This is a genomic window from Marinoscillum sp. HNIBRBA16962, assembly GCF_057801515.1.
Genome location: NZ_CM173603.1, coordinates 3,490,030 through 3,511,514, shown reverse-complemented (window position 1 = coordinate 3,511,514; position 21,485 = coordinate 3,490,030). Strand labels below are relative to the sequence as shown.

Below are 21,485 nucleotides of genomic sequence, written 5' to 3'. Positions count from 1 at the left end.
TATGGCAAGATTTTCAAGAATAGAGGTGGCAATTAAAATGAAAGAGACGGGCATAGTGCCTGTTTTTTACCACAAAGATCTGGAGGTATGTAAAAAGGTATTGAAAGCATGCTACAGTGGGGGAGTCAGGGTTTTTGAGTTTACAAACCGTGGGGACTATGCGCATGAAGTGTTTACAGAGCTCAATAAGTTTGCAGAGAAGGAAACCCCGGACATGATCCTGGGGGTTGGCTCCATTGTAGACGCAGGTACCACTTCACTCTACCTCCAATTGGGAGCAAATTTTATCGTTTCTCCTATATTAAACCCCGACATGGCCAAAGTCTGTAACCGCCGAAAAGTAGGCTGGTCACCAGGCTGTGGTTCTGTAACCGAAATATCTTATGCTGAAGAGCTCGGGTCAGAAGTGGTCAAGATCTTTCCAGGTTCCCAGGTAGGAGGGCCGGCGTTTGTCAAAGGTGTCAAAGGACCTTTCCCATGGACCAGCATCATGCCGACCGGCGGAGTGGAGCCTACTGAAGAAAACCTGACTAAATGGTTTGAGGCAGGCGTGCACTGCGTAGGTATGGGGTCACAGTTGATCACGAAAGATATTCTTAAGAATAATGATTTTGCTACCTTGGAAGAGAAAGTAAAAAAAGCAATTGCTTTAGTACAAGAAATCCGATCAAATTGATACGATATACACCCTACATATTACTGATTTTAGCAGGACTCGTTTTTGGTTGTGTGACCAAAAGTGAGGTGAAAGAGTTAAAACTGGCTCATGGGCTGGATGTGAATCATCCTGTCCATGCCGGAATGGTATACATGGCTGAGAGGCTGGAAGAAAAGTCCGGTGGAAAGATGACTATGAAGATCTATCCTTCCGGACAGCTGGGAAGTGAGCGAGAGCTATTGGAGCTGTTGCAGATCGGCAGTCTTACCATGACCAAGGTCTCTAGCGGAGTGCTTGAAAATTTCGTTCCTGACTTTAAAGTATTGGGGTTGCCTTATTTATTCAGGGATAAGGACCATTTGTTTGATGTGCTTGGCGGGCAGATTGGTGAGGAGCTTCTCTCTAAAGGTGAGGAATATCGCTTCAGAGGGCTTTGCTTTTATGATGCTGGCTACCGGAGTTTTTATACTAAGGACCGTCCCATTAATAAACCGGCTGACCTCAAAGGACTGAAGATCCGTGTGATGAAAAGTGTGACCGCTGTAAATATGGTCAGCCAGCTTGGTGGTTCGCCGACACCTGTCTCCTGGGGTGAGCTTTATACGGCGCTCCAGCAGGGTGTGGTGGATGGTGCGGAAAATAACCCGCCCAGTTTTTATTCCAGTAGGCATTATGAAGTATGTAAATATTATACACTTGATGAGCATACAGCTTTGCCTGATGTCCTGTTAGTAAGCCTGGAGTGGTGGAACAATATGACTGAGCAGGAGCAAAACTGGCTGAAAGAAGCAGCTAAGGAGTCGGTTCCCTATCAAAAAAAGGTGTGGGAGGAGTCAGAAAAAGAATCTCTGGAGGCAGTAAAAGCAGCCGGAGTAGAGATTATCCGGCCGGATAAAAGTTTGTTTTCCAGCCAGGTAGCTTCACTGTATGAATCTTATAAAGACGATCCTGAAAAATACAATTTGATCCAACGCATAAAAGAAGAAGGAAGTGAAAAATAGTATTGATCGAATATTATCAAGCGCCCTTGTTATCCTGATGGCTGTAATGGTAGTCAACGTCCTGTGGCAGGTAGCCTCCAGGTATTTACTGGGCGCTCCCAGTCTGTTTACAGATGAGCTTGCCAATTTTCTACTCATTTGGGTAGGATTGCTGGGCGCCGCCTATGCAGCCGGGCAAAAAAGTCACCTCGCCATTGATATTTTGCCTAATAAACTGACGGGTACCAAAAAGCGAATGCTCAACATAGTGATCAGTATTCTGACAATCGTTTTTGCGCTGACAATCATGGTAATAGGCGGTAGTCGCCTGGTCTATATTACCCTTAGTCTGAATCAGCTTTCGGCCACTCTGCAGGTTCCTCTGGGCTATGTATACCTCGCACTTCCGATCAGTGGCTTTCTGATCATTTTTTATGCATTTCACGACCTGAAAACTCAAGAATAATGGCATTAACAGAAATATTGATACTGGTACTGAGCTTTGTATGTTTATTGGCAATTGGTGTTCCTATTGCCTACAGTATTGGTTTGTCATCCTTATTTACCCTGATTGTTTCCATGCCATCCCTTACGGCGTTTACCACGCTTGCTCAGCGAATGGCCACTGGTTTGGATAGTTTTGCCTTGCTTGCTATTCCGTTTTTTATTTTATCCGGTCAGCTGATGAACAGTGGGGGCATTGCCCGGCGACTGGTGGATTTTGCCAAATCACTTGTTGGGGGGCTGCCTGGCGGTTTGGCTTTTGTCAACATTGTAGCCTGTATGCTTTTTGGCGCCATTTCCGGGTCTGCAGCTGCAGCTGCATCAGCTATTGGTGGTTTCATGGGACCGAGGATGGAAAAAGAAGGTTATGACAGGTCATATAGTGCAGCGGTAAACATTACCAGTTCAACGACCGGACTGATCATACCACCCAGCAATATTCTTATTGTTTATTCACTTGCCAGTGGAGGAGTATCCATTGCAGCCCTTTTCATAGCCGGTTATGTTCCTGGAATTTTGCTTGGTTTGGGCTTGATGATAGTCTCAGGAGTGATTGCTTACCGCAGAAAATATAAGAAAGGCGGATGGGAGTCTATTGGTCAGGTATTTAAAAAGTTTTGGGCTGCCTTTCCAAGTTTACTATTGCTGATCATTGTGATCGGAGGGATTGTAGCCGGGATATTTACTGCCACAGAAGCTTCTGCTATTGCGGTGCTGTATACACTGATCCTTGCCTTTGTCTATAAGGAGGTCACGGTAAAAGAGCTTCCCTCCATTCTGCTGAAAACAGTCTTAACCACAGCTATTGTGATGCTGCTGATCGGTACCTCTATGGGTATGTCCTGGGTGATGTCTTATGAAAATATACCTCAGGAGGTCAGCCGGAGCCTGATCACCCTAACGGATAACCCCATCATTATTTTGCTCATCATCAACCTTATCCTGCTTTTTGTAGGGGTGTTTATGGACATGACACCAGCGGTTTTGATCTTTACACCGATCTTCCTTCCTGTGGTGACAAACCTGGGCATGGATCCGGTTCATTTTGGGATTGTGATGGTGCTTAACCTTTGTATTGGCTTGTGTACTCCGCCGGTAGGGTCGGTGCTCTTTATAGGATGCAGTGTAGCCAATATTACGATTCAGAAAGTACTTAGACCACTCATCCCTATGTTTTTGGTGATGATCGCGGTATTGCTGATCGTCACTTACGTGCCTGAGCTCAGCCTTTGGTTGCCGAGGGTATTTGGTTTTTAACCCGGATTATTCACTAGAAAATGAATAAACTGACGCTGCGGTCAGCTGAACATTGATGAAAAATGCTCCAAAAAGCATTTTTGTCAGGCGATGAGCTAAAGGTCACGCCCTGACTGAAACGTCATGGGGTTAACCGCTGCGGACTCTTACGCTAAAGCTCCTTGCTTCGCCGAAGCTTCGCGAAGGCACAGTCAGCGTCAGTGGACCGTCCAGACATCCTGACGTTATCGGAAATACAAAAAGCCGACTTTTGACAGTCGGCTTTTTCGGTGTATGAACAACGGTACTAACAGGGCTCTACTTGATCACCTCACCGTTTTCATTAAAATTCACAGTTGCTGTTTGACCTCCCTGACCCGTAAATTCTATGGAATAGTACGTGGTGCCGTCAGCTTTTGAAACTTTATAGGCTTTGCTGACAGTCCAGTTTGCATACTTGTCCTCATTCAGGGACTCCTGCACTGCATCCGGGAGATCCTCTTTCTTTATCTCCTTTTTGGGCTCGCCCTGCTGAATAGAGAGGTTCGAATCAGGATTAGACATTATAGGTAACGCGGTTACTGTACCAGCTCCTAAGAACATCATCATAACTGCATAAACAAATAGCTTTTTCATGGCATTTTAAATTTTTATGTTCAACATGCCATACACCGGACCAACGCTATGCCAGAAAATTACTGAATATCTCAAATAACTGATAATCAGTGAATTACAAATTTAGGGGTGGTCAAGAAACATGGTATATTTATGATATCATTCTCAAATTGAAGTCATTTTGCTTCAAAGTGAGAAAGTTCGTAACATTTGTTACATCCATAAAGTGAGTGAGCTCGTATTTTTGTATGGTTTTAAAGCGTATCATGGAATCAGTTCTTAAGGTCATAAGAGATAGCTACCAAGGTTATGCCAATTACCTCTGGAGTGAAATCACTCACCCCGGATGGCACAATTACTTTTACTGGTTAATAGGAATCTCAGCTTTTTTCTTTTTGCTGGAGATTATCAAGCCGTGGCGAACGGCCCAGGCAAAATTCAGAAAAGATTTCTGGTTGGACTTCTTTTATATGTTCTTCAACTTTTTCCTGTTTTCGTTGATCATATACAATGCCGCTTCCAATGTAATCGTACACTTTTTCAATAATCTTTTGGCCTCCGTTGGAATCACGAATCTGGTAGCTTTTGAGGTGATGACCTGGCCCATGTGGACCCATCTACTGATCGGGTTTATAGTGAGGGATTTTGTACAGTGGTGGACGCACAGGTTGCTTCATAGAAGTCCCGCGTTATGGGAGTTTCATAAGGTGCATCACTCCGTGGAGCAGATGGGTTTTGCCGCTCACTTACGTTATCACTGGATGGAAAATGTGGTTTACCGTAGTATTGAATATATCCCTTTAGCGTTGATAGGTATTGGTTTGAGAGACTTTTTCATTATCCACATATTTACATTGGCTGTTGGGCATTTTAATCACAGTAATATCAGGGTAAACCTGAGGTTTTTAAAATATATCTTTAACAATCCTCAAATGCACATATGGCATCATGCGTATGATATTCCGAAGGAAAAACAATATGGGGTGAATTTCGGGATTACGCTAAGTCTCTGGGACTATCTGTTTAAAACAAATTATGTACCTTATGAGGGTAGAGACATTAAGCTTGGTTTTCCCGGTGTGGAGAAATTCCCCAAAGATTTCATTGGTCAAAACACGCATGGTTTTGGGCGGAAAATCAAACAAACGAAAAACTGAAATTGCATAAGAATAATAACTCATGACGCATCCATACAGAAGTATAATCAGTATTTTATTGCTGGGGGGGACCCTGCTTTCCTGTGGGACGGTTGCTGCCCAGGAAGTAAAGAAAATAGACAATGAACAGCTTGTAAAGCTGCTGGAGGAAGAAGAAGTACAGCTTGTAGATGTGAGAACACCTACGGAGGTGGAGAGGGGAAGAATTGAAGGAGCGGTTCACATCGACTACCTGCAGGGTGATTTTTCAGAAAAGATGAGAAGACTCGATAAGACCAGGCCGGTTATCGTGTATTGTGCAGTAGGGGGCCGCAGTGCTAATGCAGCTGCTAAACTCAAAAACATGGGGTTTGATAAGATCTATGATCTGACCGGAGGTGTAAAACAATGGGTAGCAGAGGGGAGGCCATTAGTAAAATGAAATGAGCATGATGCCGGGACGCGTAGTCTCAACCCAAAACATTGAGAAAGACCGGGCCGCGCAGGCCAACCGGGTATGCCTGGCTGGTCGCAATCAAGTTTGGGCATCAAACTGCTTATGCGGCCCAACTTGTTTCAGCAACCTTGAACACATGAAAATCAGCAACGACCAACGAGAAGTAACGATCAAAAGGAGCAATCACAGAATTGTTCAGGCATTGTTGTTGTCACTGACCCTGGGGTTAGCCCCGTTCGTCCCCGAACCGCACATACTTGGCAAGCTCAGATGGGTGGCCGGAGGAGCGGTAGGGATGCAGGCTATGGACTGGTTTGATCTGGTTATGCATGGCGCTCCATGGGTTTTTCTGATTGTTACCATAAGCCAGCGGGTTTTTAAATAGGTCCCGGTTTTGTCCGCAATTTTATCCGGAGAAAAAGATTCAAAGCTCCTGAAATACGCGGAGCCCTCCATCCTGTACCATACCGAGTAGGTTTGATTAGATTTGTGTCTGAAGGATGAAGTACAGAAGTTATTATGGAGGAATTCATTACCCTGGAGATCAGTGATGATTCCAGCATTCCCAAATACAAGCAGATTTTTAATAGTATCATCAATAAGATTGAGACCGGACATATTAAGTATGGTCAAAAGCTCCCGTCTATTAACCGATTGAGCTTTGACTACTATCTGGCACGAGATACTGTTGAAAAAGCATATGTTGCTTTAAAGGATAAAGGAGTCATTGAGGCTGTCAAAGGGAAAGGATATTATGTGATTAATTCAGCGCCAGACTCTCAGATAAAGGTACTGGTGTTGTTCAATAAGCTTAGTATCTACAAGCGTGAGATCTTTAATGAGATGGCTGCCCTGATGGGGGACCGTGTGCATATGGATTTTTTCATATATCACTGTGACTTCCAGCATTTCAAAAAACTAATAGAGGAGCATCTGGAAGGTTACAGCTACTACGTGATCATGCCGCACTTTAAGGATTTTGACCTTTATGAGTTTAAATCACTCATGAAAAAAATTCAGAAAGAGAAGATCATCATTCTGGATAATCAATTAGAAGGGTTTGATAACTACTTCAGCTGTATTTACCAGGATTTTAAAATGGACCTGTATGATGCTTTGGTGGAAGCAACGGAAAGTCTGAAAAACTACAGCAAGCTGATCCTGGTATTTCCACAAAATGACAACTATCCTTATCCCAAAGAGATCATTCTGGGATTTAGGCGATACTGCGGTTTCAATAACCTTAGTCATGAGATCATCAATAAAATTTCAGCAGATTATGAAGTCAGGCCAGGCGCTGCTTATGTAGTCATCGATGAGCATGATCTGGTAACGCTGATAAAGTTGCAGCGAGCAGCTGGCCTTGAGCTGCAGAAAGATATTGGCATACTATCTTATAATGATACGGCCCTCAAAGAAGTCCTGGCAAATGGTATTTCTGTCATCACGACCAACCTTAAAAGCATGGGTGAGCTGGCAGCCAAGTCGATTTTAGAAAACGAGCCAATTGATGTCAAGAATGAATTCATGTTTATCAGCCGTAATTCGTTGTAAAGCCTAAAATCATTTCAGGATGGAGCAGGACGCAGTTTCTCCGAATGATAGGGAGCTTTGTTCATTTGCAAATAAAAGCAAAAGAGGGTGCTGTTTAAATGGACCTGGGTCTCAAAAATAAAATAGTAATCAAGATCCCGCTCGGGAACCGTATGACTACACCCGAAGAGATCGGCAACACGGCGATGTTTCTGATCTCAAACTTATCTTCACACACTACCGGGCAGCATGTTTTTGTGGATGGAGGTTATGTGCACCTTGACCGGGCGCTTTAGAACAAGTATTTATGAAACGATTGATTTTGAACGAGCCGGGTGACCTAAACCTGGTTGATGTGGAGTTTGATGAGGTGCTGGAAGCACATGAAGTACTGCTGAGGGTTCGCAGGATAGGTGTTTGTGGTACGGACATTCACGCCTTTGGTGGCAATCAGCCCTTCTTTTCCTATCCTCGTGTGCTTGGTCATGAGCTGGGGCTGGAGGTAACCAAAACCGGATACGGTGTGACCAAGGTGAAAGCCGGGGACAAATGTTCACTCGAACCTTATTTCAACACCAAAGAAGCCCAGGCTGTACGGCTGGGCAAGCCAAACTGTGGAGAACACATCTCCGTATTCGGAGTGCATGAAGATGGGGGAATGCAGGAGTTTGTGAAAGTCAATGAAAAGTATCTGCATACCTCGGAAAAGCTAAGCTTTGAGCAGTTGGCTTTGGTGGAAACCCTGGCGATCGGTTACCATGCGGTAAAGCGGGCAGAGACAAAGAGCTCGGATAAGGTGCTTGTAATTGGAGCCGGGCCAATAGGGCTGGCTACCATGCAGTTTACCAAAGTGCTTGGCGCAAACACGGTGGTGATGGACATTAACCAGCAGCGCCTGGACTTTACCGTAGATAAAATGGGTGTGGATGGCACGATCAATGTCTCCGGTGAAGATCCCATCGAGCGGCTGAAAGCACTCTTTGACGGAGAGCTGCCAACCATCGTATTTGATGCTACCGGCAATCCCAAATCCATGATGAAGGCTTTTGAGTATCCATCGCATGGCGGAAAGCTGGTTTTTATCGGCTTATTTCAGGGAGATGTTACGTTTCACGATCCGTTATTCCATAAGAAAGAGCTCACCCTTTATGCCAGCAGAAATGCTATGAGCTCAGATTTTGATGAGATCATCTCACTGATCGAGCAAGGGAAGGTAGACACCATGCCCTGGATCACCCACACTGCTGACTTTAGCGAAGTGCCGGATGTGTTTGAGAGCTGGACCAGGCCAGAGACCGGGGTGATTAAGGCCATGATCAGGGTGAGTTGATGGTTAAAGCTCATTGTGGAGACGAACGAACTGACTTATATCTGATTAACATATCGCCAGGGATCAAATTTTTTCATAAATTCCTGCTGCTGGACGATCACGACTTTTTGGATCATCCGCTGCTCTGAGACGGATTTTTCTATAATAGGCATGTAGGCAAAGTCATAGCACAAAAAGTAGATTTTGCCGGGTTTGCCGTACAGCGAACTGAAATGTCGAAAGGAAAAACCCATCTCATTGAGCACTTCTTTTCTTACAGTAGCCTTGCCGGTAGGGCATAAGGACTTAAGAATGGTTCGGTTTCGACGTAGCTGTGAGTTGACTTGTTGTATACCTTGTTCGTGAGGCTTTTTATGGCGGTTGTTGTAAGTGGCCCGGCACTGATCGCTGCAAAACTTCTTATCGAGCCGTCCCTGAAGTGTATCGCCACAGTTGAGACATTTTTGCGTACTGAGCATATGTGTTTTTTATTCGGATATATCCGTTTATAATCGGAAATATACGGATAAAAAAATGATTAAGAACAAAGGATCGGTGAAATTTAATCCATGCAAAAAGAAGCCCACTCATACAGGGAAGCACTTGCGGCTATGGTATGCAAGCTGGAGGCAAGAAGGTACAGCGAATCTACGGTGAACTCTTACAGGTATATGTTCAGGGAGTTTCTCAAATACCTTTATCCCAAGCCATTGCATCAGGTCATGCTGGAGGACATCCAGCAGTATCATCATCACCTGGTGGTGAAGAAGAACGTATCCAGGTCTTATCAGAATCAAAGCATCAACGCGGTGAAGTTTTATTTAGAGCAGGTGGTGGGCTTAGACCGATCAACCTATGAGTTGGAGCGTCCTAAAAAACAGAAAAAGCTTCCTGTGGTCCTTTCTCAGGAGGAAATTCAGCGGTTGTTCAGGCAGGTAAAAAACAGGAAGCATTTGACTATCCTCATGTGCATCTATAGTTGTGGTTTACGTATTTCTGAAGTGCTCGCACTAAAAATAGGTGATATAGACAGTACAAGGATGGAAGTGCGCATCAGGGGGGCTAAAGGTGAAAAGGATCGCATTACCATGCTATCTCCAATATTGCTTAAAATGCTGAGGGAATACTTCAGGGAGTATCAGCCCAAGCAATATCTATTTGAAGGTCAGTATGGAGGAGCCTACTCTGCCTCCAGCATCAGGAAGTTTTTGGAGAGGGCAGTAGCGAAAGCCCGGATCAAAAAGCATGTGGTAGTACATACACTACGCCATAGCTTCGGTACGCATTTATTAGAGAATGGCACCAATCTGCGTTATATACAGGAGCTGATGGGGCATGGCAGCCCCAAGACCACGGAGCTATATACCCATGTTGCGCAAAATGATCTACATAAAGTCAGAAGTCCATTAGATAAATTAAATTTAGGGGGTTAGCTTTGATAGTGTGTAAGTGTAATAGGCTTATACATTTGTTATGCAAAATACTTTCTATCCGCAGACAGAATTTAGAACTTAAAATTTTACCGCTTATGAAGGCTAATTCTTTCCATTTCACCCGAACATTTTTAGTAACCCTGATATTCTGCTTAATCGGGATAACTGGATATTCACAATCTCATAAATACTATTTGGAGAACGGAATCATAACCGCGACCCAACTAGGATCTGGAAAGTATGAACTCAAGGTTGACACAAAGACTGGTGAACGCAAACTTCAATTTCAATACAAAGAAATGGAGAACGACATGTACGTTTACGACCTAATAAAAGTGGATAACGAGGTTTTATCTGAATATCAGCGATCCATTAGCTACTTAAAAACCAGAACGAAATTCTCAGAACTTTGCAACGGAACTGGTGACAAATTACTGATTAAAGTGCTTGGAGAAGCCGAAATTATAACGCTGAACTAAACACCCGAACAGGAGAAACTTTGCATAACAGTCGCTAGCACGAATGCGCCAAACTGCCTCTTTGCTGGCTTCAGTGCGAACATTACCATGAATCAGCCGCTGGGAGAGGTCGGTGCTTTCTATTTACTTCAGTTCGCAGGATTTTTCATCTTTCTGAACGCAGTGGTTATTTGATACTTTGGAAGCACCGGCAGATTCACTAGATTAGTGCTTTCTGCCAAGCTCGGGGCGCACTCCTGCTAGCTTGGCGTTATGGCTCATCAAGGACAGAGCAAAGTGAAACTAACTCGAAAATTCATCATTTTTCTCCTGCCGATTGGACTGCTAATTGGATTCTATCTCTGGCCTGAACAAAAACTTCCGAATGGACTTACCGCTGATAAACTTGTGGTGAACAAATCCGAACGTAGACTAGAGCTATGGGTGAATAACGAACTCATTAAGACCTACAGAGTATCACTTGGAAAGACCCCTGAAGGGCATAAAGAAAACCAAGGAGATAGTCGAACTCCTGAAGGACTTTACTACATCAACGACAAAAACCCGAACAGTCAATTTCATCTGAACTTGGGAATATCATACCCTAATACCCAAGACAAAGTGAACTCTCCTAATCCAGGTGGAGATATCAAAATTCACGGATTGAAGAACGGAACTGGTTGGATTGGGAAATTTCATCAGACAATTGACTGGACGGATGGGTGTATCGCGGTAACGAACTCAGAAATAGAGGAACTTTATGAAGCAGTAGCTATTGGAACACCCGTTCAGATAAACCCATAAACGAGCCATAACATTGTGTATGGGCGCATGTGCTTACGTGCTTCTAGCCTCTTCTGTGCAACTTGACCGTGATATCTGCCGCTGAGAAACGGTAGTGCTTTCTACCATCTTTTGCTCGCAGGAGTTTTTCATCTTTCTGAACGCACTGTCTCTCGGATACTTTGGAAGCACCGGCAGATTCACTATTTTAGTACTATTAGCCACTGGGGCGCACACAGCGCCATACACGGGCGTTAGCAGGTATTCGTTTACCAAAGATGATTTTCACCTATGAAAAACAGTTTTTCATTATTAACCACAAAACTACTCTTCTTTGTACTGCTATTAAGTAGTTTTCAGTTTGCCAAATTATCCACTACCAAGATTCAAGAATCACAGGATACACAGGAAATCAAAAATCTGATTAGGCAAATGCTTGTCTGGATTAATTCACAAAAACACTTTGACATTTTCCCAGCAATAACGGATAGTGGAGATAGTATTTACATTGGAATTGATTTTGATAAACACAATCAAAACGTAAGTAAGCTTCAAAAATCAGACTTTTTTGCTCCAGAATTCATTTTAAACTATAACAAGATTGTCCAAAGAATTGACAAGAAACTAAAGGAAAATTCATTTGAATCAGGTCGTTGGTATGTTGGTTACTATCCTCCATTTTCATTATCAGGAGATGGTAATGAATGGTGTAACTGTCAAGATGTTCCATATGATTCCCCTAATCCATATAATAATGTCGAAATTGAACGAATAGATGGCAACACTTATGCTTGGAAATGGGGTGGAGATTTAGATAACACATATTATAATTGGAATGAACACAGGTATAAGTTCAAAGTTCAAAATGTTGAAGGTAAATGGAAGATTTCCTATTTGCAAGGATTTGACATTTCAAACATTAAATAAACAACCTGCTAACATGTGCTATCGGTTATATGCCAAAGTGCATTCTGGCAAAGTGTAGTGCTACTTGAACGTCAATCTGCCGCTGTGAAATTTGGGAGTCTTCTAGGTAGTTTAGCTCGCAGGGGTTTTCATCTTTCTGAACGCAGTGGTTATCTGATACTTTGGAAGCACCTGCAGATTCACTACTTTAGTGCAAATCATAGCTGGGGGGCATACAACCGATAGCTAATCGTTATGCAAAATACTTTCTATCCGCAGACAGAATTTAGAACTTAAAATTTTACCGCTTATGAAGGCTAATTCTTTCCATTTCACCCGAACATTTTTAGTAACCCTGATATTCTGCTTAATCGGGATAACTGGATATTCACAATCTCATAAATACTATTTGGAGAACGGAATCATAACCGCGACCCAACTAGGATCTGGAAAGTATGAACTCAAGGTTGACACAAAGACTGGTGAACGCAAACTTCAATTTCAATACAAAGAAATGGAGAACGACATGTACGTTTACGACCTAATAAAAGTGGATAACGAGGTTTTATCTGAATATCAGCGATCCATTAGCTACTTAAAAACCAGAACGAAATTCTCAGAACTTTGCAACGGAACTGGTGACAAATTACTGATTAAAGTGCTTGGAGAAGCCGAAATTATAACGCTGAACTAAACACCCGAACAGGAGAAACTTTGCATAACAGTCGCTAGCACGAATGCGCCAAACTGCCTCTTTGCTGGCTTCAGTGCGAACATTACCATGAATCAGCCGCTGGGAGAGGTCGGTGCTTTCTATTTACTTCAGTTCGCAGGATTTTTCATCTTTCTGAACGCAGTGGTTATTTGATACTTTGGAAGCACCGGCAGATTCACTAGATTAGTGCTTTCTGCCAAGCTCGGGGCGCACTCCTGCTAGCTTGGCGTTATGGCCAATAAAAAACGATAGTGGCAACTGAACTGACTTCATTGGAATGGATAGAAATTTTGCAGAACGACAAAATCGTTCGTGAAAAAGACTTGTCAGTATTTCAAACAATGTACGGCTTTCCTAACCAAGCAGCTGCCTCAAGTCAGATCGGACTAATTCTAGGCTCCAGTGCTAAGAAAAAAGCTGGCGGAATCAATCTTCAGATTTGGAGGTTAGCGGAACGAATATCGAAATACTACGACATCAACTTTACCGAACGGTCAAAAAGAAAATATAAGTTCTGGGATTTGTTTTTTAGCGGTTGGGATGATGATAACTTATTTATTTGGCAACTGAGACCTGAGCTAAAACTAGCTCTCGAAGAAACTGGGCTAACTGGTGATGAGCAGTTTGCAGATGAAATTCCAACAGATGACCAACCAACTTTAGATGAAGGGTTTAAACGGACAATAACCGTGAACATCTACGAACGAAATCCAAAAGCTCGCCAAAAGTGCATTGAACACTGGACTTCTATCTGTTCAGTATGTGATTTTGACTTTGGAAAGAAATATGGCGAATTAGGCAAAGGATTCATTCACGTGCATCATTTGATTCCAATCTCAGATGTTGGACGAACCTACCAAGTTGATCCAATTAACGACTTACGACCTGTATGCCCGAACTGCCATGCTATGCTGCACCGAAGAAATCCACCCATAACAATTGACGAACTGAGAGATCAAATAGGCCATAACAAATGCTATGAATGAATGGGGTCTTATCGGTCAGGATACTTTGGTGGGGATTGGAAAGTCCGCCACAAGTTTTAAATTTAAATCAAGGCCGGGCCGCGTAGGCGTGGCTATGTGCGAGACGAGAGGTTAGTGCTTTTTAGTCCCCACTCATCATAGCTGGTCGTTAGTGGCAATTCCCCGAATCGCATATGCATAAGTTCCTGATTATTTCATTTCTACATCTTTCAATCCTTCATTGTAACGGCCAACAACCGAACAAACTCACAATCGGGGTAATTGATAGTATTTATTCGGAAGTTCTAAACGAACAACGTGAAATTTGGATTTCTCTTCCTAACTCATATGAACCTCAGACCAATTCTAAGTATCCAGTTTTATACCTTTTAGATGGTGATGCTTATTTTCATTCGCTTTCTGGGATAGTCAAACAATTGAGTTCATTTGGAACAACTTCGTATCCTGAGTCAGTTTTGGTTGCAATCCCAAATACTAATCGTTACAGAGATTTAATGCCTTTTGATCCCGATGACGAATCTTCGGATTCAACAGGAATTGAGAGATTTACTAAATTTCTTGAAGAGGAACTTATTCCTTTTATTGAAACTAAATACCCCACACTTCAACACAGAACAATAATTGGTCATTCATTAGGAGGCTCTTTTGTTGTGAATACCCTCATCAATCATCAGGAGTTATTCACAAACTACTTGGCAATTGACCCTGGACTCAAGTCTCACGATTATCGCTTCCGTAACTATGCAATTGACAAAATCAGAAATAACAACTTTGAAGGCAAGACCTTATTCGTGACAGTGGCTAACACAATGCCGGAAGGCATGGACACCCTCACAGTTTTACAAGATACGACATGGGTAACTTCAACGATGCGATCAAACTTGAATTTTGTCCAAGCAGTTGAAAGAATCAATAGTAGCGGCTTAGACTTCAAGTGGAAGTATTTTTCAAATGAAAACCATTTGAGTGTACCAACCATTTCAGGATATTATGGACTAAAGTACTTTTTTAGTTGGAACACACTTGATCTTGACAAGATCATCAGAACGAACCCAAATATTTCAGGACAGTCTTTCTTTGATAAGGTGACTAAACATTATCGCTTCGTGACCAAGAAACTAGGTTATGAAACCTTACCCAGTCATGAACAAATGAATGACCTTGGATACTACTACTTACAAAAAGAGGATTTTGACGGTGCAGGTCTCTTCTTTCAATACAACATCGACAATTACTCCACTAACTCAAATTCCTACGATTCGATGGGTGATTTTTTCTTAGCAAAAGAAGAACCTGACAAGGCTGTCGAAATGTTTAAAAAGGCAATTGAAATAGATGGCAACTCTGATTCAACTGAGAAACTTAAAGAACTGAGTAAAAGCCACTAACAGACGATATAGCGAATGGCCAAACTGCCAGCTTGATACTTTTGTGCAATCCGACCGTGAATCTGCCCCTTCTGCTAGTCTGTGTGCTCATGGCTACTTTTTTCTTTCTGGAATTAGACTTTCAGCACGCACTTCTTCGTAGTTACCGTTGTGGCTATTGGGCAGATTCACTACATTAGTGCTTTTTACAGACGGATGTGGCCACTCGCCATATCTGTGCGTTAGCTGGCAGAGCGCCAGATCAAATTTCATCTTCATCATGAACTTTTGGAAAAGACTTTTTGGACACTCAGAGACTAGGCAACAAACGGCTTTGGAAATTGGAGACAGAACTTTGTCTACTAAGTTGAACTCCATCGATAGAAGGCGGCTAAGATCACCCGACCGGAACGAATTTAGGATAACACTTTGGCATGCATCTCAACGCAGCGAAATTTTCGTTTATGCTTCTGGGGATCAAAGTGACAGCACAAAGCCAATAGGAATAATTCCCAGAAACCTGTACAGAACCGTTTTACCTTTCATTGACAGAGAAGATGAATTTGTATCTTATCAAGGGACATTTGATCGTAGCAGCGAACTGTTAAACTTAGAACTTAGGGTTACGACAAAAGAGGCCGTTGCACAGGAACGAATAGCAAACGAAAAAGAGGCTGAACAACATGATGAACGGCTCCAAGGAGAACATCGAAAGAGACTTGAAAAAAACTACAAACTTCAGAAGGAACTTGAACAATCGGTCAACTTGGGAAGTAGCGAAATCCTGAAGGGTCGTAGAAAGATCGATAACTTGACTCTCGGGTTTCATGACAAGGAAAAATATCTAGATCGTCATTTTACAGAAGCTCGAGTTCTTGAAGATGGGAAATTCATCTGCAACATCAGCTTAGACCACCGAATTATTAGAACATTTTACTCCGATCATCCTTTGAAAGTGAAATCTGCCTCAATCGAACGCGATCGCTCATTTGGATTCACAACAACATTTCTAAAGCTGACAATTGGATTGGAGGAAGATTCCGCCAGCTAACAATATGTATTAGGCATGTGCTTGCGTGCTTTCTTCAATCTGCATCCGGACTCGACCGTGAGTCAGCCGCCGAGGAAATACAGAGCTTTTTGGACACTTCAGATAGCGGGATTTTTTCACTTCAGAACGCGCTGCATACTACAAACTTTGGAAGCACCGGCAGACTTCACTATTTTGCAGGTATTAGCCAAGTGTGAGCACACGCCTCATACATGGGCGTTATGCAAAATACTTTCTATCCGCAGACAGAATTTAGAACTTAAAATTTTACCGCTTATGAAGGCTAATTCTTTCCATTTCACCCGAACATTTTTAGTAACCCTGATATTCTGCTTAATCGGGATAACTGGATATTCACAATCTCATAAATACTATTTGGAGAACGGAATCATAACCGCGACCCAACTAGGATCTGGAAAGTATGAACTCAAGGTTGACACAAAGACTGGTGAACGCAAACTTCAATTTCAATACAAAGAAATGGAGAACGACATGTACGTTTACGACCTAATAAAAGTGGATAACGAGGTTTTATCTGAATATCAGCGATCCATTAGCTACTTAAAAACCAGAACGAAATTCTCAGAACTTTGCAACGGAACTGGTGACAAATTACTGATTAAAGTGCTTGGAGAAGCCGAAATTATAACGCTGAACTAAACACCCGAACAGGAGAAACTTTGCATAACAGTCGCTAGCACGAATGCGCCAAACTGCCTCTTTGCTGGCTTCAGTGCGAACATTACCATGAATCAGCCGCTGGGAGAGGTCGGTGCTTTCTATTTACTTCAGTTCGCAGGATTTTTCATCTTTCTGAACGCAGTGGTTATTTGATACTTTGGAAGCACCGGCAGATTCACTAGATTAGTGCTTTCTGCCAAGCTCGGGGCGCACTCCTGCTAGCTTGGCGTTGTAGCACATTGGTATGGACGCAGACATAAAGTATCACGATTCATTTTCAGAAGCCATCCGTAATAGAGGATACAATGTTCCTATCTATCGCTACATCCCTTTAAATAGGCTACATGAACTGTTAATGGACAAGAAGCTTGTGATCAGTCAAACAATGAATTGGGATGACACTTATGAGAACTTTCTTGCAAAAAGTAGATATAAAATTGGACTAACTCCAATATCATATCATGAATTTCTTCCAGCCTTCTATGGACAATGCTGGACATTAAAAAGAGAAACTGATGCGATGTGGCGGATTTATTCCCATGATAAAACCGGAGTAAGGATAAAGAGCAGAATAAAAAAAGTACTTGAAGCCAGTTTAGGGGAAGTCAACCATAAACCATTTTCTACTCGAACAAGGATTATCGGCCCTGTTTCATATTTTGGTAAGAAAAGGATTGGCGATTGGATTAAAGAAAGGAACAATGGGTTAATAAATGCATCGACACTCTTAGAATCGCTTTTTATCAAGCGTAAGGAATTTAGTCATGAGAAAGAAATAAGATTGATCATTCACAAAAATGCTGATAGAGAAAAATCTAAAGCGAAATTCCTTAAACTCGAAATTAAGCCGAATGAAATGATTGAAGAAATCACCTTTGACCCAAGGACAAATAAGTCAGAATTTGAAGCCTCAGAAAAACTAATAAGAGAGGTTGGTTTTGTGAATACAGTTAATAGATCAAGACTTTACGAATTTGAACCAGCAGAAATCCGGCTAAATTTTTAAAAGTGTTTAATAATGAGAGTAATTACTTTAATAATCGTCCTATTAAAATCTTATTTGATTTCAGCTCAACAATATACGGAATGGTTTACGGAGAGATATGCAGATTCTAACTTTGTTGTTGAAGAAATTGGCGGGAAAAGATATACTGAACCAGGGATGGCTGAGCTAAAATCTATTTATTCCAACTTGAGCAATGATTCTTTAATGAGTATTCTCTCAAAAAATCATAGTGAGCTTTCAATTTTAGATTATCTGGCTGGTTTTGGCCACCCTAGAGATTCTTTGCAATACCACTACATTTATCTTAAATCAATCCTTTCTTTCCATGAGTTAAAGGATAGATACAATACAAATTCTGACACATATTTTCACTTCGCTTTTGCCCTAAATGGTGCCCATTTATATGATGATGCGATATACAATTTTACAAGAGCAATTGATTTATATGATTCATTATCTGATCCTGAGATAGACAAGTATTATATTTTCTTTTCCAGAGCCGAGACCAAACTAAATAAAGAGGATTACTATGGCGCCATCAGAGATGCAACGTTTGCAATAGAAAATGCCGAACCCTTCTATAAACACTATTTCATTAGAGGAAAAGCATACATTTTTTTGAGGGAATTTGAAAAGGCAGTTGACGATTTTACTGAATCCATTAATCTGTATAACCGTAACACTGAAAGCTATTATTGGCGGGGGCTGGCTTACTTTGAAATAGGTAATAAAGAGAAGGCCTGTATGGATTTTAGTATCATGGGGGACTTTGGGTATGACAACAATGAACTATTAGATTATTATTGTAAGTAGTGGAGCTACTATTTCAATGAAGTGCGGATAAAATGAAACGTGCTACAATCGAGTAGACGGCCGTGAGCCATAAGCTCACGGTGCGCCTCTCACACCACCGTACGTACGGGTCTCGTATACGGCGGTTCACTGAATTTCGGGTTGCATCTTATGGTAATAGGAAAGCATCGATTCGTACCCTTTGCGTCTGAGTCGGGGTAAGGTAATAGTCGTGCCAAGAATAGGGCTTTGGGCTACCGCCCAGCCTCCCATGCGAGTACGACTATAGGCATATGCTCTGTCTTTACCCAGTCCCAGACGGATCAGGTTCTTACGTTTCCGCTCAGGTTTCTTCCAGTCATGCCAGATACAATACCGAAGGCGGTTCCTTAGCCACTCATCCAGTGCTTTGAGCTTGGCATGAATGTTCGTCAAGCGAAAATTGTTCACCCAACCTCTCCACACTTCGGCCAGCTTCTGTAACCGCTCATCGAAACTCATTGGTCTGGTCTTTCTGGTCAGATCCTTGAGCTTGCGCTTGAAGGATTGCCATGCACTCTTCTTTACTACAAGTTGGTATTGTCCCCTCGATCCCTTCGTGTATACCGGAACAAATCCATGTCCCAGCAACTCGAAGTTCACCGGTCTGCGTATCCCGCTTTTCTCCCTGTTGATCGGCAGCCTCAACTTATCCCGAAGGAAAATGTAGATGGCATTACCAATCTTCCTGGCTTCTGCTTTTGATCCAGCATAGATGCTGAAATCATCTGCATAGCGGACATACCGCAATTCCCTTTCGACCAGATATTTATCCAATTCATCCAGCAGGATGTTGGATAATATCGGACTGATCGGTGAACCTTGCGGCATACCTTTCCGACGTTTGTGGAGCCTTCCATTAATTGAAATGGGCGCTCTCAGCCACTTTCGGATCAACCGCAGGGTCGTCGGGCATTTTACCTTCTTGTGGATCAGTTGTAACAACACCATGTGGTCTACTTCATCAAAGAATCCTTTCAGGTCTATATCCACAATATCCTGATAGCCATCATTGATGTACTTCAGTGCCTGTGACACTGCCTGTTGGGTATTCTTCTCAGGCCGGAAGCCATAGCTATGGTCTTCAAAATTCAATTCGAATTTTGGGGCAAGTATTTGGCTTACCGCCTGCTGTAGCCATCGGTCCGTTACGGTTGGAATCCCCAGTAATCGGGTCTTTCCATTACCTTTGGGTATCTCTACACCAAGTATAGCAGCAGGTACATAAGTGTGGTTAAGAACAGAGGTCATGATACTGTCCCGGTTGACTTCCAGATACGTTGGAAGCTCCGCAACTGACATCCAATCTATCCCTGCCGAACCCTTATTCCGCAACACCTGCCGGCTAGCTTTGTAGAGGTTCTTTCGCTTAAGTACTTCTGCTATCATAAAACTTACTTCCTTGTCTGCCTAAGGATAGGCTATCTGCCAGTCGGCGGATTCCTACCCGAATTTGGACACAATTCAATGTTCGGCCCTTCCTCAACTTGTGAGTCCTCCATCTGTCTCTGATGGCTCGTGGCTGATGAGTACTATGACCTCTGCTGACTTCTCAGTCTGTAGCTCGTACAGTCCGAGACCTCCCCAGGTAAGGACATATTCCTTCCCCCAATATCCACTGGATCTACATGCCAAGTTCCTGATGGTTTCCCACCCTTTGGACGTCAGTATGATGTGTTACCTCATCCGACTTGACATGCCTCTGTATCCAGTCGCCCGGCGACCCGGTCCTGTTCGTTGGAACCAGGGTTTGCAGTCTCGCTTCCTTCACTCCATGTCTCACGACAAACGAGCTTGCGACTTGCTAATGCTTCGGGACACGACTCCCGCACATAAGGGACTTGGCCTTCTGCCGCACCCTCTGGAATAATTTGGTATCTTTAGATACCAGATGCCCATGCTGGGCACACACATTCGCTATCAGTCATGGGGGTTCATCGATTGCTGAGAGATTGAAGGTATTGGAAAGTTCAGTGCAATATTTAACTTTAGAATATAAAAATCCCCACGCCTGATAGCGTGGCGTTACCTGTCATTCCTTCAAAACGCATATGAATCACTATAAGATAGCATTTCTCCTAATCCTTGTCATTGCTTCAAGCTGTTCTAAGAAATTAACATCTTCTACATCTCAACAAGAAGAACTTAAACCTCTAATCCGTGTTGATGGTGAGGTCATAAGTCAGGAAATGCTCGAATCTATTAACAAGGATGATATTGATAAGATTGACGTTTATAAAGGGGAATCAGCTATTACCAAATTTGGGAAAGAAGCCAAGGATGGTGCTATTGACATTTACACTAAGTCTTATAAGGAACAGAAGAAAAAGGAACTCTACAATAAGCTACAGGACTATTTAAAAAGTGCAACCGGAAGTGAAGAAGATTTTCTATTCGTTTTAGACGGAATCCTTATTGATGAAACCAATATTGATCAGCTTCTCGAACTTGAATACGCTGAAATTGAAATAGTCGAACAGATAACAGTTGCGGCCGCAAATGCTATTTATGGAGATAAAGCAAAACCGAATACAATACTCGTAACAACAGTGAGAGATTAATGCAGCATAATGAAGTATCTGGTAAATTCCCTATTGGTCATGTTCGTTTTGTTTTCAAGTCTCCTAACGATATATTATGTATTCCTAATTTCAGAGAAGATCAGACGACCTCAATTCAAGAACCTGAACGAGGAACAATTTGTGTGGTACGGCATCTTCATTCTAACTCTTCTAACCATTGACTTCTTCATTATTCGAAGATGGATGAGAATGGCCAAAAAAATCGACAGGTAACAAGCGATATGGCGAATGACCAAACTACCTACCTGACACTTCAGT

The 21,485-nt window shown here is 42.5% G+C and carries 23 protein-coding genes and 1 pseudogene; 20 read left to right on the top strand and 4 right to left on the bottom strand.

Going from position 1 to position 21,485, the window contains the following annotated elements:
- The first annotated feature begins 1 nt into the window (after position 1).
- The 4 genes from AC3E9V_RS14540 to AC3E9V_RS14525 are packed head-to-tail and all read left to right on the top strand — an operon-like array spanning position 2 to position 3,399.
- Positions 2-676 (top strand): bifunctional 4-hydroxy-2-oxoglutarate aldolase/2-dehydro-3-deoxy-phosphogluconate aldolase, encoded by a 675-nt coding sequence (locus AC3E9V_RS14540; RefSeq protein WP_488748856.1) that lies wholly within the window; start codon positions 2-4, stop codon positions 674-676.
- Positions 673-1,659, top strand: coding sequence for a TRAP transporter substrate-binding protein (locus tag AC3E9V_RS14535; RefSeq protein WP_488748855.1), 987 nt, complete (start codon positions 673-675; stop codon positions 1,657-1,659). The genes AC3E9V_RS14540 and AC3E9V_RS14535 overlap by 4 nt, the downstream gene beginning before the upstream one ends.
- On the top strand, positions 1,649-2,104 hold the full coding sequence (locus AC3E9V_RS14530; RefSeq protein WP_488748854.1) for a TRAP transporter small permease: 456 nt from the start codon (positions 1,649-1,651) through the stop codon (positions 2,102-2,104). The genes AC3E9V_RS14535 and AC3E9V_RS14530 overlap by 11 nt, the downstream gene beginning before the upstream one ends.
- A complete protein-coding gene (locus AC3E9V_RS14525) occupies positions 2,104-3,399 on the top strand; it encodes a TRAP transporter large permease (protein ID WP_488748853.1) in 1,296 nt (431 codons plus the stop codon). Before AC3E9V_RS14530 ends, AC3E9V_RS14525 begins: the two co-directional genes overlap by 1 nt.
- A gap of 297 nt (positions 3,400-3,696) precedes the next feature.
- On the opposite strand, the gene AC3E9V_RS14520 is transcribed toward AC3E9V_RS14525, so the two are convergent.
- Positions 3,697-4,014 carry a hypothetical protein gene (locus tag AC3E9V_RS14520; RefSeq protein WP_488748852.1) on the bottom strand — a complete coding sequence of 106 codons (318 nt, stop codon included), beginning with the start codon at positions 4,012-4,014 and terminating at the stop codon, positions 3,697-3,699.
- A gap of 245 nt (positions 4,015-4,259) precedes the next feature.
- On the opposite strand from AC3E9V_RS14520, the gene AC3E9V_RS14515 reads away from it, so the two are divergent.
- From AC3E9V_RS14515 to AC3E9V_RS14490, 6 genes and pseudogenes are all read left to right on the top strand, one after another.
- Positions 4,260-5,150, top strand: coding sequence for a sterol desaturase family protein (locus tag AC3E9V_RS14515; RefSeq protein WP_488748851.1), 891 nt, complete (start codon positions 4,260-4,262; stop codon positions 5,148-5,150).
- A gap of 22 nt (positions 5,151-5,172) precedes the next feature.
- Positions 5,173-5,571, top strand: coding sequence for a rhodanese-like domain-containing protein (locus tag AC3E9V_RS14510; protein WP_488748850.1), 399 nt, complete (start codon positions 5,173-5,175; stop codon positions 5,569-5,571).
- A gap of 151 nt (positions 5,572-5,722) precedes the next feature.
- Entirely contained in the window at positions 5,723-5,971 is a 249-nt protein-coding gene (locus AC3E9V_RS14505) for a hypothetical protein (protein ID WP_488748849.1), read from the top strand.
- A gap of 134 nt (positions 5,972-6,105) precedes the next feature.
- Positions 6,106-7,140 (top strand): GntR family transcriptional regulator, encoded by a 1,035-nt coding sequence (locus AC3E9V_RS14500; protein WP_488748848.1) that lies wholly within the window; start codon positions 6,106-6,108, stop codon positions 7,138-7,140.
- Between the two features lie 122 nt (positions 7,141-7,262).
- Positions 7,263-7,415: pseudogene (locus tag AC3E9V_RS14495) on the top strand (SDR family oxidoreductase); the annotation flags it as partial.
- 11 nt (positions 7,416-7,426) lie between these two features.
- The gene (locus AC3E9V_RS14490) at positions 7,427-8,449 is read left to right on the top strand and encodes a zinc-binding alcohol dehydrogenase family protein (protein WP_488748847.1); all 1,023 of its coding nucleotides are present in this window, start codon (positions 7,427-7,429) and stop codon (positions 8,447-8,449) included.
- Between the two features lie 35 nt (positions 8,450-8,484).
- Here the strand turns inward: AC3E9V_RS14490 and AC3E9V_RS14485 are convergent, their stop codons facing one another.
- Entirely contained in the window at positions 8,485-8,907 is a 423-nt protein-coding gene (locus AC3E9V_RS14485; RefSeq protein ID WP_488748846.1) for a hypothetical protein, read from the bottom strand.
- A gap of 90 nt (positions 8,908-8,997) precedes the next feature.
- Here AC3E9V_RS14485 and xerA point away from each other — a divergent pair, with 90 nt between their 5' ends.
- From xerA to AC3E9V_RS14440, 9 genes are all read left to right on the top strand, one after another.
- On the top strand, positions 8,998-9,861 hold the full coding sequence (xerA, locus tag AC3E9V_RS14480) for a site-specific tyrosine recombinase/integron integrase (protein WP_488748845.1): 864 nt from the start codon (positions 8,998-9,000) through the stop codon (positions 9,859-9,861).
- 731 nt (positions 9,862-10,592) lie between these two features.
- Positions 10,593-11,123, top strand: a complete 531-nt coding sequence (locus AC3E9V_RS14475; RefSeq protein WP_488748844.1) for a L,D-transpeptidase family protein — start codon at positions 10,593-10,595, stop codon at positions 11,121-11,123.
- A 270-nt stretch (positions 11,124-11,393) separates the two neighbouring features.
- Positions 11,394-12,029 (top strand): hypothetical protein, encoded by a 636-nt coding sequence (locus tag AC3E9V_RS14470; RefSeq protein ID WP_488748843.1) that lies wholly within the window; start codon positions 11,394-11,396, stop codon positions 12,027-12,029.
- Positions 12,030-12,974: 945 nt separating this feature from the next.
- On the top strand, positions 12,975-13,709 hold the full coding sequence (locus tag AC3E9V_RS14465) for an HNH endonuclease (protein ID WP_488748842.1): 735 nt from the start codon (positions 12,975-12,977) through the stop codon (positions 13,707-13,709).
- A gap of 173 nt (positions 13,710-13,882) precedes the next feature.
- The gene (locus tag AC3E9V_RS14460) at positions 13,883-15,097 is read left to right on the top strand and encodes an alpha/beta hydrolase-fold protein (protein ID WP_488748841.1); all 1,215 of its coding nucleotides are present in this window, start codon (positions 13,883-13,885) and stop codon (positions 15,095-15,097) included.
- A 259-nt stretch (positions 15,098-15,356) separates the two neighbouring features.
- Positions 15,357-16,127, top strand: coding sequence for a hypothetical protein (locus tag AC3E9V_RS14455; RefSeq protein WP_488748840.1), 771 nt, complete (start codon positions 15,357-15,359; stop codon positions 16,125-16,127).
- A gap of 147 nt (positions 16,128-16,274) precedes the next feature.
- The gene (locus AC3E9V_RS14450) at positions 16,275-16,787 is read left to right on the top strand and encodes a hypothetical protein (protein ID WP_488748839.1); all 513 of its coding nucleotides are present in this window, start codon (positions 16,275-16,277) and stop codon (positions 16,785-16,787) included.
- A 265-nt stretch (positions 16,788-17,052) separates the two neighbouring features.
- Positions 17,053-17,814, top strand: a complete 762-nt coding sequence (locus AC3E9V_RS14445) for a DUF2971 domain-containing protein (protein WP_488748838.1) — start codon at positions 17,053-17,055, stop codon at positions 17,812-17,814.
- A gap of 12 nt (positions 17,815-17,826) precedes the next feature.
- Positions 17,827-18,627: a tetratricopeptide repeat protein gene (locus tag AC3E9V_RS14440; protein WP_488748837.1), complete on the top strand. Its 801-nt coding sequence runs from the start codon at positions 17,827-17,829 to the stop codon at positions 18,625-18,627.
- A gap of 126 nt (positions 18,628-18,753) precedes the next feature.
- On the opposite strand, the gene ltrA is transcribed toward AC3E9V_RS14440, so the two are convergent.
- Both ltrA and AC3E9V_RS14430 read right to left on the bottom strand, forming a co-directional pair.
- Positions 18,754-20,034 carry a group II intron reverse transcriptase/maturase gene (ltrA, locus tag AC3E9V_RS14435; protein ID WP_488748836.1) on the bottom strand — a complete coding sequence of 427 codons (1,281 nt, stop codon included), beginning with the start codon at positions 20,032-20,034 and terminating at the stop codon, positions 18,754-18,756.
- 93 nt (positions 20,035-20,127) lie between these two features.
- Positions 20,128-20,280 (bottom strand): hypothetical protein, encoded by a 153-nt coding sequence (locus AC3E9V_RS14430; RefSeq protein ID WP_488748835.1) that lies wholly within the window; start codon positions 20,278-20,280, stop codon positions 20,128-20,130.
- A 416-nt stretch (positions 20,281-20,696) separates the two neighbouring features.
- On the opposite strand from AC3E9V_RS14430, the gene AC3E9V_RS14425 reads away from it, so the two are divergent.
- A complete protein-coding gene (locus AC3E9V_RS14425) occupies positions 20,697-21,206 on the top strand; it encodes a hypothetical protein (protein ID WP_488748834.1) in 510 nt (169 codons plus the stop codon).
- Positions 21,207-21,485 lie beyond the last annotated feature (279 nt).

What these genes read in the sequence shown, in the direction of transcription:
- AC3E9V_RS14540 (WP_488748856.1), top strand. Translation starts at nt 2, where the DNA reads ATGGCAAGATTTTCAAGAATAGAGGTGGCAATTAAAATGAAAGAGACG.
- AC3E9V_RS14525 (WP_488748853.1), top strand. Translation starts at nt 2,104, where the DNA reads ATGGCATTAACAGAAATATTGATACTGGTACTGAGCTTTGTATGTTTA.
- AC3E9V_RS14520 (WP_488748852.1), bottom strand. Translation starts at nt 4,014, where the DNA reads ATGAAAAAGCTATTTGTTTATGCAGTTATGATGATGTTCTTAGGAGCT.
- AC3E9V_RS14515 (WP_488748851.1), top strand. Translation starts at nt 4,260, where the DNA reads ATGGAATCAGTTCTTAAGGTCATAAGAGATAGCTACCAAGGTTATGCC.
- AC3E9V_RS14510 (WP_488748850.1), top strand. Translation starts at nt 5,173, where the DNA reads ATGACGCATCCATACAGAAGTATAATCAGTATTTTATTGCTGGGGGGG.
- AC3E9V_RS14505 (WP_488748849.1), top strand. Translation starts at nt 5,723, where the DNA reads ATGAAAATCAGCAACGACCAACGAGAAGTAACGATCAAAAGGAGCAAT.
- AC3E9V_RS14500 (WP_488748848.1), top strand. Translation starts at nt 6,106, where the DNA reads ATGGAGGAATTCATTACCCTGGAGATCAGTGATGATTCCAGCATTCCC.
- AC3E9V_RS14490 (WP_488748847.1), top strand. Translation starts at nt 7,427, where the DNA reads ATGAAACGATTGATTTTGAACGAGCCGGGTGACCTAAACCTGGTTGAT.
- AC3E9V_RS14485 (WP_488748846.1), bottom strand. Translation starts at nt 8,907, where the DNA reads ATGCTCAGTACGCAAAAATGTCTCAACTGTGGCGATACACTTCAGGGA.
- xerA (WP_488748845.1), top strand. Translation starts at nt 8,998, where the DNA reads ATGCAAAAAGAAGCCCACTCATACAGGGAAGCACTTGCGGCTATGGTA.
- AC3E9V_RS14475 (WP_488748844.1), top strand. Translation starts at nt 10,593, where the DNA reads ATGGCTCATCAAGGACAGAGCAAAGTGAAACTAACTCGAAAATTCATC.
- AC3E9V_RS14470 (WP_488748843.1), top strand. Translation starts at nt 11,394, where the DNA reads ATGAAAAACAGTTTTTCATTATTAACCACAAAACTACTCTTCTTTGTA.
- AC3E9V_RS14460 (WP_488748841.1), top strand. Translation starts at nt 13,883, where the DNA reads ATGCATAAGTTCCTGATTATTTCATTTCTACATCTTTCAATCCTTCAT.
- AC3E9V_RS14455 (WP_488748840.1), top strand. Translation starts at nt 15,357, where the DNA reads ATGAACTTTTGGAAAAGACTTTTTGGACACTCAGAGACTAGGCAACAA.
- AC3E9V_RS14445 (WP_488748838.1), top strand. Translation starts at nt 17,053, where the DNA reads ATGGACGCAGACATAAAGTATCACGATTCATTTTCAGAAGCCATCCGT.
- AC3E9V_RS14440 (WP_488748837.1), top strand. Translation starts at nt 17,827, where the DNA reads ATGAGAGTAATTACTTTAATAATCGTCCTATTAAAATCTTATTTGATT.
- ltrA (WP_488748836.1), bottom strand. Translation starts at nt 20,034, where the DNA reads ATGATAGCAGAAGTACTTAAGCGAAAGAACCTCTACAAAGCTAGCCGG.
- AC3E9V_RS14425 (WP_488748834.1), top strand. Translation starts at nt 20,697, where the DNA reads ATGAATCACTATAAGATAGCATTTCTCCTAATCCTTGTCATTGCTTCA.